10 protein-coding genes and 3 pseudogenes are annotated in these 13,858 nt (G+C 35.5%); 8 read left to right on the forward strand and 5 right to left on the reverse strand.

What is annotated here, in order from left to right:
- Positions 1-7: 7 nt before the first annotated feature.
- The gene (gene rsmA / locus L950_RS04650; RefSeq protein ID WP_021190441.1) at positions 8-760 is read right to left on the reverse strand and encodes a 16S rRNA (adenine(1518)-N(6)/adenine(1519)-N(6))-dimethyltransferase RsmA; all 753 of its coding nucleotides are present in this window, start codon (positions 758-760) and stop codon (positions 8-10) included.
- Between the two features lie 183 nt (positions 761-943).
- On the opposite strand from rsmA, the pseudogene pdxA reads away from it, so the two are divergent.
- The 4 genes and pseudogenes from pdxA to miaA all read left to right on the forward strand — a co-directional run bounded on the left by pdxA (position 944) and on the right by miaA (position 5,122).
- Positions 944-1,998: pseudogene (gene pdxA, locus L950_RS04655) on the forward strand (4-hydroxythreonine-4-phosphate dehydrogenase PdxA).
- Positions 1,999-2,115: 117 nt separating this feature from the next.
- A complete protein-coding gene (locus L950_RS04660) occupies positions 2,116-3,549 on the forward strand; it encodes a CCA tRNA nucleotidyltransferase (RefSeq protein ID WP_021190442.1) in 1,434 nt (477 codons plus the stop codon).
- A gap of 70 nt (positions 3,550-3,619) precedes the next feature.
- Positions 3,620-4,210, forward strand: coding sequence for an IS1096 element passenger TnpR family protein (locus tag L950_RS04665; protein WP_021190443.1), 591 nt, complete (start codon positions 3,620-3,622; stop codon positions 4,208-4,210).
- Between the two features lie 74 nt (positions 4,211-4,284).
- Positions 4,285-5,122: pseudogene (gene miaA, locus L950_RS04670) on the forward strand (tRNA (adenosine(37)-N6)-dimethylallyltransferase MiaA).
- A gap of 114 nt (positions 5,123-5,236) precedes the next feature.
- Here miaA and L950_RS04675 read toward each other — a convergent pair.
- Positions 5,237-6,307 carry a branched-chain amino acid aminotransferase gene (locus L950_RS04675; RefSeq protein WP_021190447.1) on the reverse strand — a complete coding sequence of 357 codons (1,071 nt, stop codon included), beginning with the start codon at positions 6,305-6,307 and terminating at the stop codon, positions 5,237-5,239.
- 385 nt (positions 6,308-6,692) lie between these two features.
- Between L950_RS04675 and L950_RS28425 the strand changes: the two genes are divergently transcribed.
- Positions 6,693-6,839: a hypothetical protein gene (locus tag L950_RS28425; RefSeq protein ID WP_021190448.1), complete on the forward strand. Its 147-nt coding sequence runs from the start codon at positions 6,693-6,695 to the stop codon at positions 6,837-6,839.
- A gap of 115 nt (positions 6,840-6,954) precedes the next feature.
- Here the strand turns inward: L950_RS28425 and L950_RS04680 are convergent.
- From L950_RS04680 to recJ, 3 genes and pseudogenes are all read right to left on the reverse strand, one after another.
- Positions 6,955-8,468, reverse strand: a pseudogene (locus L950_RS04680) (GH3 auxin-responsive promoter family protein).
- An 18-nt stretch (positions 8,469-8,486) separates the two neighbouring features.
- The gene (gene lptB / locus L950_RS04685) at positions 8,487-9,227 is read right to left on the reverse strand and encodes an LPS export ABC transporter ATP-binding protein (RefSeq protein WP_021190449.1); all 741 of its coding nucleotides are present in this window, start codon (positions 9,225-9,227) and stop codon (positions 8,487-8,489) included.
- Positions 9,228-9,276: 49 nt separating this feature from the next.
- Entirely contained in the window at positions 9,277-10,977 is a 1,701-nt protein-coding gene (gene recJ, locus L950_RS04690; protein ID WP_021190450.1) for a single-stranded-DNA-specific exonuclease RecJ, read from the reverse strand.
- Positions 10,978-11,090: 113 nt separating this feature from the next.
- On the opposite strand from recJ, the gene L950_RS04695 reads away from it, so the two are divergent.
- The 3 genes from L950_RS04695 to L950_RS04705 all read left to right on the forward strand — a co-directional run bounded on the left by L950_RS04695 (position 11,091) and on the right by L950_RS04705 (position 13,831).
- Complete coding sequence (locus L950_RS04695) at positions 11,091-11,870, forward strand: MBL fold metallo-hydrolase (protein WP_021190451.1); 780 nt, start codon at positions 11,091-11,093, stop codon at positions 11,868-11,870.
- Positions 11,871-12,085: 215 nt separating this feature from the next.
- Complete coding sequence (locus L950_RS04700) at positions 12,086-12,565, forward strand: cation:proton antiporter regulatory subunit (RefSeq protein ID WP_021190452.1); 480 nt, start codon at positions 12,086-12,088, stop codon at positions 12,563-12,565.
- 24 nt (positions 12,566-12,589) lie between these two features.
- Positions 12,590-13,831: a cation:proton antiporter gene (locus L950_RS04705; protein WP_021190453.1), complete on the forward strand. Its 1,242-nt coding sequence runs from the start codon at positions 12,590-12,592 to the stop codon at positions 13,829-13,831.
- Positions 13,832-13,858: the final 27 nt, after the last annotated feature.

Here is a 13,858-nt window from a genome sequence, read left to right on the forward strand (position 1 = left end):
TCGTTTGTTAGAACGATAAGTCATTAACCGTTAATCGCTCAGCGCGTAATTCATATAATGGATTGTCCGACATTTTATCTTTTGTAACTACCGCCGACAGCGAGTTTCTTAAGGTCTTACGTCTTTGGTTGAAACCAGATTTTACAACTCTCCAGAATAATTTCTCATCACACGCAAGTGCTGTGCGATCATTTCTCGTCATTCGAATGACACCAGAAAGTACCTTTGGTGGTGGATTAAATGCACCAGCCTTTACGGTGAATAAATATTCTACATGATAGTAAGCCTGTAAGAACACACTTAAAATACCATATTCTTTACTACCTGCCTTTGCTGTACAGCGCTCTGCAACTTCCTTTTGAAACATACCGGTCATCTGCACAACACGGTTGCGTTCATCCAATATTTTAAATAAAATCTGAGAAGAAATATTATAAGGGAAATTACCGATTACGGCCATCTTTTCGCCAAAATGTTGTGAAAAATCCAAGTTTAAAAAGTCACCATGAATCAGACGGTGTTCCAGCTGCGGATATTTATCTGCTAAAAATTCAATAGATTCATCATCTACATCGATCATCCATGTTTCGTAAGTATCATTTTGTAGAAGAAAATCGGAAAGAACACCCATTCCAGGACCGACTTCAAGCACCTGCGTGAATCCTAATTTTGGATCCAAAGCATCAACTATTTTTTTTGCCGCATTTTTATCATTCAAAAAATGTTGTCCTAAATGTTTCTTGGCTCTTACTGTACTCATATATGCTCGAATTTGGTACAAATATAGTTAACTTGTGGAGGATAATAAACAGGTAAGGTAAATGAGTGGCAATTTATCATCTGTTTCTCTTGAAGGTGGTTTATATGAATTGGAAATTAAAGTGATGCTTGACTATTTCATATAATTTTAATTACTTTTGAGTCAATAATTTCATTTTTTACTATGGCTGACAAATTAAAAATAGGTATTACAGTAGGCGATATCAATGGTATCGGATTGGAAGTAATTATAAAATCATTATTGGACAATCGTGTTTTAGAATTTTTCACTCCGATTGTTTACGGTAATACAAAAGTTGCGTCATTTCATAGAAAAGCATTAGGTGTCAGTGATTTTAGTTTTAATGTCATCAATGATCCTGAGCAGGCAAATCCTAAACGGGCTAACATGATTAATTGCTGGCAGGAGGATGTCAAGATAACTTTAGGCGAAGAAAATGAGATCGGTGGTAAATATGCTTTTATTTCATTAGAAAAAGCGGTTGAAGATCTAAATGCAGGAAAGATTGATGCTTTGGTCACTGCCCCTATTAATAAACATAATATCCAGCAGGAAGGATTTCATTTTCCAGGACATACGGAGTATTTGCAAGAAAAAACAAATGCGGATGATGTATTGATGTTTATGATCTGTGATGAGTTGCGGGTGGGTGTTGTTACTGGCCATATACCTGTAAAAGATGTTTCCGATCATATTACAGAAGCAGCAATTTTAAATAAATTGGAGCTAATGAATGAGAGTCTTAAAAAGGACTTCTGGATTCAGAAACCTAAAATTGCTGTACTCGGATTAAATCCACATGCAGGAGATAATGGTGTTATTGGTGTTGAAGATGATATGATTATCCGACCAACGATAGAAAAAGCAAAAGAAAAAGGAATATTGTGTTTTGGACCCTATCCTGCAGATGGTTTTTTGCTAATCATGCTTACGAAAAATTTGATGCGGTATTAGCTATGTACCATGATCAAGGATTGATTCCTTTTAAACATATTGCAAATCGTAATGGTGTAAATTTTACTGCAGGTTTGCCGATTGTTCGTACTTCTCCAGATCATGGAACGGGTTATGATATTGCTGGACAAAATGTTGCTGCTCATGAGTCTTTCATGGAAGCTATATTTCAGGCAGTTCACATTGTAAAGCGTCGTCGTGAACAAGCAGAGCTATCTCAAAATCCACTAGCTTTCCGCAAGCTTTCTCGCGATCGCGATTAAATATAAAGACGTAATATTATTAGTCTTGTGCGCTTATATCGCAAGACTAATATCTATTTTATAATAAATTCCTTACTTTTGCATCCTAGTGTTTTTTTAAGGACCTAGATTCATGCTATGAGTGATAATTTACAACATCCTATTTTCCCAATCATTAAAGAGTTAGCCGAAACAACAAATACGGAGTGCTACGTCATTGGCGGTTATGTACGCGATCATATTATGGGCCGGCCTTTTAAAAATGATGTGGATATTGTTGTTGTTGGAAGTGGAATTGAGTTTGCTACAGCTTTAGGAAATAAATTGAAAACTAAAGTTGCTGTTTACAAAAGTTTTGGAACAGCAATGTTAGTTTTTGAAGGATTAAATGTGGAATTTGTAGGAGCTCGTAAAGAATCTTACCGTGCTAATTCCCGAAAACCAATTGTTGAAGATGGAACTTTAGTTGATGATCAAAATCGACGTGATTTTACCATCAATGCTATGGCATATTCACTGAATAAGGATAATTATGGTGAGTTGCTTGATCCATTTGATGGAGTAAGGGATATTGAATTACGTACTATACGTACACCATTAGATCCAATCGTGACATTTTCCGATGATCCTTTGCGTATGATGCGTGCTATTCGTTTCGCTACACAATTGAACTTTAAGATTGATACAAAGGCGATTCAAGCGATCACAGATACTAAAGATCGTATTCGTATTATATCAAAAGAGCGCATCACTGACGAAATTAATAAGATTATCTTGTCAGAAAAACCTTCTATTGGATTTAAATACTTATTTGATACAGGGTTATTGGCTTTGGTTTTTCCTGCAATGCAAAACTTATACGGTGTAGAAATCATCGATGGAAAAGGACATAAAGATAATTTTTACCATACGCTGGAAGTTTTGGATAATGTCTGTGAAACAACCGATGATCTGTGGTTAAGATGGGCTGCTATTATGCACGATATTGCAAAACCTCCCACAAAAAGATTTGATAAAAAGCTAGGATGGACCTTTCATGGTCATGAAGATAAAGGGGCACGAATGGTTCCTAAATTATTTGCTGAGTTAAAACTTCCATTGAATGAAAAAATGAAGTTTGTTCAGAAACTAGTTTTATTACATCTAAGACCAATTGTACTGGCTCAAGATATTGTTACTGATTCTGCTGTACGTCGTTTGTTATTTGAGGCCGGTGATGATATTGATGCTTTGATGCAATTATGCCATGCCGACGTAACTACAAAAAATGAATATAAAAAGAAGAAATATCGTCAGAATTTCGAATTGGTCAAGCAAAAACTAAAAGATGTTGAAGAACGTGATCAGATCCGAAATTGGCAACCTCCAATTTCTGGAGAAGATATTATGGAAGTTTTTGGTATTGGGCCAGGTCGTGAAGTTGGGAAAATAAAAAATGCAATCCGAGAAGCGATCTTAGAAGGAGAGATTCCTAATGCTAAGATGGACGCATATCATTTTATGGTCAACAAAGCTCAAGATTTGGGCTTGACTATTAGAAAGGCATGGGATTTGAATACAACAGTTAAATAAAAAAAGTATCTTTAATCGCTTCAATTCTTATTGAAGCTCATCTTGTTAACAAACAAAACGAATATTAGAAATGGCTATTTATAGATTCAGAATCACTTTTGAAGATTATGAGGATGTGTATAGAGAAATCGATATGCTTTCGAAACAAACTTTCTTAGAATTACATGAGGCTATTCATAAGACAACTGCTTATGAAGCTGACCGTTCATCTTCCTTTTATGTTAGTAACGATCAATGGAAAAAAGGAACTGAAATTGCTCTTTTACCAACTGCTCGTAAAATTTCAGATGGTGTTTTACTAATGGAAAATATTCGTTTAAGCAAGTTTATTGACGATCCCCACCAAAAGTTTTATTACATCTATAATTTTGATAGACCTTATGAATTTCATGTGGAATTGATCAAAATTTTAAAAGAAGAGGAAGGCAAAACTTATCCTACTGTTTTTAAAACGGTGGGTCAAGCACCAAAATCTTTAGCAGCAGCGAATTTTCCTGTTGCAGATCCTTTGGATGACGATGAAGAAGATGAAGTTTTGGTAGATGAAACGCAATATGGCGTTGATGATGACGAAGAATTCGATTTGTTTGACGGGGATGATGAAGAAGAAAGTGGAGAAAAGTCTGAAGAGGAAAGTAGTGGTTCGTTTGACGAATATTAATGTTAGGCACCACAGATCAACATAATAAAACTTTAATTGCTATAGTAGGGCCTACTGCAGTAGGTAAGACTGCTATGGCAATTGAGCTTGCTCAATATTTTGATACGGAGATTATTTCAGCCGATTCAAGACAGTTTTACCGTGAAATGAGTATTGGTACGGCCAAACCTACTGCATCTGAATTAGGTCAGGCGCCTCATCATTTTATTAATTCACATTCTATAGAAGAGGATTATTCTGCCGGTGATTTTGAAAAAGAGGCATTAGAAACAATAAGCTCGCTGTTCAAAAAAAGGATATAGTCATTATGGTAGGCGGATCTGGTTTATTTGTGAGAGCAGTATGTGAAGGTTTGGATAATTTACCAAAGGCCCTTCCAGAAACAAGAGAACGGTTAAATAACAGGTTTGATAACGAGGGAATTGTGCCACTTCAAGCTTATTTAAAAGAAGTCGATCCTGTTTATTATGATCAGGTAGATATTTCAAATGTTCAACGGGTAATTCGAGCCCTGGAAGTATTTGAAACTACTGGATTACCATTTCTAATTTTCTTCAAAAGACAAAAGCAGTGAGACCCTTTAAGATCATTACAGTTGGACTTACAATGGACCGAACAACTTTATACGAACGCATTAATATGCGTGTCGATTTGATGGTGAAAGATGGTTTATTGGGTGAAGTAAAGTCATTAATATCTTTTAAACATAAGCCTGCTTTAATGACTGTCGGTTATTCTGAGCTGTTCGATTTCTTAGATGAGAAAATATCTTGGGAAGAAGCAATAGATAAAATTAAGCAAAACTCGCGACGGTATGCTAAAAGGCAACTCACTTGGTTTAAGAAAGATATCAGTACAGTTTGGTTTGATCCTAAGGACAAAAACCAGATTATAGATTATATTCAATCATAATTTTATACGATATCAACAGAGTTATCCACATTATGTTAATAACTCTGTTGATAACATAAAAAGGGCTTGATTACAATGGTAATCAAGCCCTTTTTTCTACGAAATGAAATATAATTATTCCACGATCAAATTCCATCCAAATTCGTCAGCAATTCTGCCATATCGAAGATCATCTAAATAGGTTAATACTTTTTTAGAGAAATCGCGACCTTCTACAGGAGGTAATTGAAACAATTCACCTTCATAACCAATAGTGGCAATTGGTGTTAATGTTGCAGCTGTACCAGCAGCAAATGCATCTGTTACAATTCCTGCTTTGATTCCATCAATAAGTTCTTTGACAGATACTCTGCGTTGCTCCGTTTTATATCCCCAGCTTGCCGCCAGTTCCATAATTGTACGTCTTGTTACACCATGTAGGATCGTATCACCGTGAGGAGTAATAATACTGTCACCGATACGGAATATTAGGTTGGCTGTTCCAGCCTCTTCAATATATTTATGTTCCGAAGCATCAGTCCACATCAATTGATCAAAACCTTCATCATTTGCCAAACGAGTAGGGTATAGTGACAATGCATAGTTACCTGCATTTTTTGAGAAACCTACTCCGCCTTCTGCTGCGCGGGTATAATGTGTTTCTACCTTTAATTTTAAAGGATTGCTATAGTAAGCACCTACAGGGCTAGTGATAATTATAAATTTGTAGGAATTAGAAGGGTGTACTCCTAAAGCCGCTTCAGTACCGAACATAAATGGACGGATATATAAAGATGTGCCTGGAGCATTTGGAATCCATTTATTATCGGTGGCTAATAGTTTTTTTAATCCACCTAAAAAGATTTCTTCAGGAACTTCTGGCATCTCCAGACGAGCTGCAGAAGTATTGAATCTTTCCCAGTTCTTGTCAGGACGGAAAATACTAATAGTTCCATCTTGAAATTTGTATGCTTTAATACCTTCAAAGATTGCTTGGCCATAATGTAAAGCCGACATAGAAGGGCTTACATTAATATCACCATAAGGCACAATACTGACATCAGTCCATGCTCCATCTTCATAGGTAGCGACCAACATATGGTCGGATAATATTTTTCCAAATTTTAGATTGTTAAAATCTACTTGCGAGAGTCTCGATTGTTGTGTGGGCTCTACGCGAATTGAATAATTTTCTGTCGCGCTCATTGTATTTTAATTACAAATGCTAAAGTATGAAAAAAACCACGAATTTGAATGATAAACCTCTTGTTTATCAAATATTATTCTGAGTGAGAAAATTTTATTATTACACAGTAAATTTGTCTATTTTTTAGGATTTTACGTTTTATTTTATGGACAGATTATCATTTGAATTACTAGAGATTATCATTTTTTAGGCTTTTTTAGCTGTTTTGTTACCTTTTCCTTTATTCTGTGTTAATTTTAGATGAATTAACACAGTAATTGTAAAGTGGCATGTTATTTGGATTAACGGAAACACTAATCTATCATCAAAATGGTAGGTTTTAAAAAGGGCTAACACTTCTAAACAGATATTACTAATAAAAAACAAACTAAACGATTAAAAACCATGCACCGATTAAACAGTAAAAACAATGCATTGGAAAATGATGAATTAGAATTTGATCAAAACACAGCTGTGGAGAAAAAAGGATTTTCACTAAATTTTATTTTAGGCTTTTTTGTTTTTCTTTATAAAACGGCTATCAAACCCTAGGGTATTTTATTATTTTTCAAATTTAGCAGGTACTAAAAAATTGAAATGAGATTGCTCATAAACTGATCAATCTCATTTTTTATTAAAATCTTTCCCTATAAACTTTTAAGGTACATTACTTCTTTATTATGTCCAATATAGGCTCAAGGTAATCACGATTATTCGACAGTCGCGGTACTTTATTTTGCCCACCAAGCTTACCCTTTGATTTCATCCATTGAAAGAATGTGTATGCAGGGGCATTGTGAATAACCGGAAATTGTAATGCCATATTTTTATAACGTTTAGCATCATAATCCGAATTGATCTCTCTCAATGTTTGATCCAATATCTTACAAAACGTTTCAAAATTATCAGGTTGTTGTTCAAATTCAATAATCCATTCATGAGCTCCAGCTTCACCCTCTTTAAAGTAAATCGGTCCAGCAGTATAATCTTTTACAATTGCACGTGTACTTTCACTAGCCTTCTTTATAGCATCCTCTGCATTATCGACGATAAGTTCTTCGCCAAAGGTATTGATGAATTGTTTTGTCCGTCCTGTTATTTGAATACGGTATGGAGATAGCGTTACAAATTTAATCGTATCACCGATCATGTACCGCCATAAACCAGCATTGGTCGAAATGATCAAAGCATAATTTTTATTTAATTCTACTTGATGTAATCCTAATGTTTGCGGATTCTCATCATATAAATTTTCGATCGGTAAGAATTCGTAATAAATGCCATAGTCAAGCATTAATAATAATTCTTCTGAGTCGGGCAGATCTTGAAGAGCAAAGTATCCTTCGGATGCATTATAATTTTCTAAATAATACATATTATCAGAAGGAATCAGTTTTTTAAACTGTTCGCGATAAGGTTTGAAACTTACGCCACCATGGGTATAAAATTCCAGATTAGGCCAGACTTCAAGCAAATTATTCTTACCTGTGATTTCCAATATCTTTTTTGCTAGAACAATATTCCATGTTGGAACACCAGCCAGATTGGTGACATTCTCATGGATGGTGATATTGGCCACCTTTTCTATTTTTTCCTCAAAATCAGGAAGTAAAGTTACTTCTAAATTTGGAGTACGCTTAAATTCGGCCCAAAAGGGAGATTCCGCAATAGAATAGAAGATAAATCACCATAATAAGAGTCTGAACTAAAACTGTTAATCTGAGAACTCCCTCCTAATACGACCGATTTTCCACAGAAAATCTGGCTTTCGGGTTTATTGTTGAAGTAAATTGTCAACATATCTTTCCCACCCTGAAAGTGACATTCTGTTAAAGACTCTTCACTGACTGGGATAAATTTGCTACGGTCTGAGGTAGTTCCCGAAGATTTGGCGAACCACTTGATGTCAGATGGCCATAGTATATTTTGCTCGCCTTTGATCATCCGATCGATATAAGGCTTCAATGAATTGTAATCTTGAATTGGAACTCTGTTTTTAAATTCCTCAGGCGTTAAAATACTGTTGTAATCGTATTTTTTCCCCCATTCTGTTGCTTCGGCTGATGATATTAAACTTTGAAACCATTCTTCTTGTACATCATGTGGATATTTCATGAATAATTCAATCTGATGAATCCGTTTTTTCATGAACCAAGTAAGTAGGGAGTCTAATATTGCCATATAAAGGTAGAATTAACGTTAAATAATTATCTTTTTGCGACGGAGTTCAAAATGTTGGCCTAAATAGAATGTACGGGCCATTTCATTACTGGCAATTTCTTCTGGAGTTCCAGCAAGCATAATTTTACCTTCTGTCAATAAGTAAGCCCTATCTGTAATGGATAACGTTTCTTGTACGTTATGATCGGTAATTAAAATTCCGATATTACGTGTTTTTAGCTTTGCGACAATTGTTTGAATTTCCTCTACAGCGATTGGATCGACACCCGCAAAAGGTTCATCTAACAAGATAAAAGATGGGTTTGCCGCTAATGCCCGTGCGATCTCTGTACGACGTCTTTCTCCTCCGGAGAGAAGATCACCTCTATTTTTACGAACACGGTGCAAGCTAAATTCGGTTAAAAGTTCTTCCAGTTTTTCTAAGCGTTCCTTTTTATTTGGATAATGGATCTCCAGTACAGATAATATGTTGTGCTCAACCGATAGTTTTCTAAAGATGGAAGCTTCTTGGGCAAGATAACCGATTCCTTTTTGAGCGCGTTGGTACATGGCATCCTGTGTGATTTCTTGATCGTCCAAATAAACATGACCCTCATTAGGTTTTATTAATCCAACAATCATATAAAAAGAAGTCGTCTTTCCTGCTCCGTTAGGTCCTAGAAGACCAACAATTTCTCCTTGCTCTACCTGGAAAGAAACATCGTTTACAACAGTGCGTTGCTTATATTTTTTGATTAGATGTTCTGCTCTTAGTATCATTTGATTCGTGTTTTAACTCAAAAAAACAATCTGATAATTACAAATATATTTAATATCGGATTCCTTTTATATTTAATTGCAAATTCTTTTTGCCTCGCCATACATTTTCTTCTATGCTATAACAGATGTCAAATGGCTTACCACTATTAATAGCCTGTATATGTTCAGATAATCCAAAACCAATGCAATCAAAAGAAGGAGAGTTTTCTTGTTTGATGGTCATTTTTAAGTGATTCGATCCTACTAAATAGGCCGGTCCGATTAAACTAACTTTTTGACTAAGGAAAATAGGGCTTTCGTTTTGAGGCCCGAATGGTTCAAATTGACTTAGAATGCGGTGAAATTTGGCATCAATATCTTGCAGGTTCAGTTTAGTATCAATTAAGATCTCTTGTATTAACATCTGAGGAGTAATGAGTTTAGAAACAACCTCTTCGAAACGATCCTGAAATAATTTGATATTTCCGATCTGCATCGTCAACCCTGCTGCATATTTATGCCCTCCAAATTGATCTAATAGATCGCTACATTCACTTAAGGCTTCATATAAATCAAACCCAATTACAGATCTACAGGAACCTGCGATATGACCATTGGTTTCGGTCAGAATAATCGTTGGTCTATAGTATTTTTCAGTCAACCTTGATGCCACAATGCCGATAACACCTTTATGCCAATCTGATTTATAGAGCACAGTTGATTTTCGTGTTTTTAGCGAGTCATTTTGATCTATAATCGCTAGAGCTTCTTCGGTTATTCTAAGGTCAAAATCTTTACGAACATTATTTTGATCATCAATATTGATACTAAAATCTTTTGCTTCTTGCAATGATTTTGATATTAATAATTTTACCGCATCTTTAGCATGATCAATACGACCAGAAGCATTGATCCGCGGACCTATTTGAAAAACAATATCATTTACTGTGAATGTCTTTGTTTTATTGGTGGATAAATCAACAAGTGCTTGAAGACCGCAGCAAGGATTGGTATTTAATTTAATGAGTCCGAAATGCGTCAGAATTCTATTTTCTCCAGTTATAGGTACAATATCCGATGCAATACTTACCGCAACGAGATCTAAAAATTGATAGCAAATATCCAAAGACATATCATTTTTCATGATAAAGGCTTGGATAAGTTTAAATCCTATACCGCAGCCCGATAATTCTTTGTATGGATAAGCACAGTCTTTTCTTTTTGGATCAAGTACAGCAAATGCTTTTGGAAGTTCATCTCCAGGTAAATGGTGATCACCAATAATGAAGTCGATATTCTTAGAATTGGCATAGTCAACTTTATCGTTTGCTTTTATACCACAGTCAAGTGCAATGATCAATGAGAAACCGTTTTCTGCAGCATAATCTATACCTTGTGTAGAGATACCATATCCTTCAGCATAACGATCAGGAATGTAGAATTCAATGCGCGAGTGAAACTCTCGAAAAAAACTATACACAACAGCTACAGCAGTAGTGCCATCTACATCATAATCTCCATAAATTAAGATCTTTTCATTCTGGCCGATTGCGGTCGTAATTCGCGCAATGGCTTTTTCCATATCTTGCATTAAGAATGGATTGTGCAGTTGGTCTAGAGAAGGTCTAAAAAACTGTTTTGAAGTATCAAAAGTCTCAATATTTCTACTGACTAACAATTCTGCTAATACTGGATTAATACCAAGTTCATTGCCTAATTGATTAACTTTTTTGACCTCACTTTTAGATTTTAGTACCCACCTTTTTTGCATATCTTTGCATCGTAATTATGTGTAAATATACGTTTTGTCTATTGACTAACCTAATTATACACTAGGGTAATCATAGCGTTGTGTCTAACACGCAAGTTTCCAATAAATTAAAGATGTTACAAGTATATTCCTTATTCGAAGGCTCATTTTCGGTCGATGTTTCTAAAAAATTTATTCCCTTTGACCCTGCTGTTGATAGTAAAAATGATCGTCCAGCTTCTATGTTTATTCAAGTGCATCCGTTTCTAATCGAGACCGCAAATGGATTGGTTTTATGTGATACTGGACTTGGATTAACAAACAGTGATGGGAAACTACTTCTCTATGAAAATATTGAAAAATTAGGTTATTCCCCCAAAGATGTGAAATATGTATTGATGTCACATTTGCATAAAGATCATGCTGGTGGTATGGTGAGTTTCACTGATCAGGTCGGAAGGATTGCATTTCCCGAAGCAGAGTATATAGTGCAACGAGGTGAATGGGAAGATGCTTATTCCGGAATCAATAGCTCTTACCGTACTGAAATTTTTGATGTTCTGCAAAGGAGCGGTAATCTGAATCTTGTTGAAGGAGATGGTAAAGTTAATGAAGAAGTTGAATATTGTTTAAGTGGCGGGCATACCCAACATCATCAGACCTTCCACATTAATAATGGAAAAGATCATTATTTTTTTGGAGGAGACGTCCTGCCGGAACCAGAGATGATCTTTCAAAATCAGAGCGCAAAATATGACTATGATGGACATTTGTCAAGAAAGTTACGTCAGGAGTACTGGGAAAATGGAGCTCCAAACGATTGGATTTATCTTTTTTATCATGCCACAAGTATAGCAATAGGAAAGCCTACCATGCAGTTTGATAGAGGTTTTACAGTGATTGAAGCAAAATAAAAATCAAGAAAAGATAAAAAATACCGCATCTTTTCTTAACTTAAGGAAGACCTGTGTACAAGGACTTCATTGTATCTGTATTTGAATTAATCCGATGGTCACGTCATATAAATTCTATTATGACTGGATTTTTGGTTAAGTTTGTATAAAGCTGTATAGTATGCCTTTTTACTTCAGCTATTGAAAAATTAAGTTTTATAATAAAGCAAAAAAATATGTCTATTGTAAGAGAGTCGGATCTTATTGGTATTGGAAAAAAGTATCAAATTGAAACTGAAGCTGGAGACAATATGGTCGTGGTTATTCATGACGATGGTCGAAGAGAATTATATCGTTATGATGAGGAAGAGAGTGAGTCTCGCTGTGTCATGACCTTAAGCGATGAGGAATCAAGACAGGTTGCCGGTATTATCGGAGGATTGTCCTATAAGCCTAAAGCTTTAGAAACAATTGAAGTCGCTTTAGATGATTTAAGAATTGAATGGTATAAAGTTGAAGGCAAATTTGAAGGAGCCAATAAAACGATTGGCGAATTGGAAGTTCGTCAACGTACAGGAGCATCTATTATAGCAGGAATACTAGGTGATAATACGGTTATTAATCCAGGACCTGATTATATGATTAGTCCAGGGACTACCTTAGTTATTGCCGGAAAAAAGAATAATATTAAATTATTGAAAGAGATATTATTGTAAACATTGTAAACTAAATAAATATATATGCCATCACACACACTTATTTTAGAAATTGGAATCGCAGTAGGCCTTGTCGCATTTGTTGGTTTAATCGCCAATAAGTTAAAGTTTTCAGTTATTCCATTTTTTATATTGATAGGTATGGTGTTGGGCCAGCATGCTCCCCAAATTGGTCATATAGACCTGACATTTACGGAAAGTAAACCGTTTATTGATTTTATGGGACGCTTAGGCGTACTTTTTCTGTTGTTTTATCTCGGACTGGAATTCTCGGTTGGCCGATTAATTAAGTCCGGAAAATCAATCGTGACAGGTGGAACAGTGTATGTTTTACTCAATTTTGTGTCTGGGTTACTCATTGGATGGATGATGGATCTGCCATTTAAGGAGATGATGGTACTTTGTGGTATTATGACAAGTTCTTCCACAGCCATTGTAGCAAAGGTATTGACAGATTTGAAACGGACTGCAAATCCTGAAACAGAGGTGATTATGGGAATGATTATGTTTGATGATTTATTTATTGCCATGCATATTTCTTTCCTTTCGGGATTGATTCTAACGGGAAGTAGTTCTTTTTGGACTGTTGCCGGAACTTCATTGCTAGCATTGGGATTTATTTTAACATTTCTAATTCTGGGAAGAAAGCTAGTTCCTGCAATTGATAAGCTATTGCAGGTTAAATCTTCTGAACTATTTGTCCTTGTTATCTTTGCACTACTATTTATAACAGCTGGATTTTCTGAAACTATTCACGTTGCGGAAGCCATTGGAGCATTAATGGCAGGATTAGTTTTAGCAGATTCGCAATATATCAAGAAGATTGAAGCGATGGTATTGCCCTACAAAGATTTTTTTGGAGCAATGTTCTTTTTTAGCTTTGGTTTATCAATAGATATACTATCCTTGGGTGGTGCGGTATTATGGGCCTCAATTGCTGCTCTGGTTACTATCCTCGGTAATTTGGCTTCAGGATACTTTGCGGCAAGGTTCTCAGGAATGAAGAATAAAACAGCTTTTGATATCGGATTTACATTATCTGCTCGAGGTGAGTTTTCCATTATCATGGCCAATATTGGTAAGGCAGGAGGGTTATTGCCTGTTATCCAGTCGTTTGTCGTTGTGTATGTGTTGATTCTGTCAATTGTATCACCACTGTTAACAAAAGAATCCCGTAATCTATGGACAAAATTATTCGGTAAGGATGAAATTAAACCAAAAACAGTCAAAAGGCTAAGTGATCTGGAGTCTGGTCAAACATTATAAAAAAAGGGAATCTATTATAGATTCCCT

The sequence above is a fragment of the Sphingobacterium sp. IITKGP-BTPF85 genome (genome assembly GCF_001006065.1).
Taxonomy (GTDB): Bacteria; Bacteroidota; Bacteroidia; order Sphingobacteriales; family Sphingobacteriaceae; genus Sphingobacterium; species Sphingobacterium anhuiense.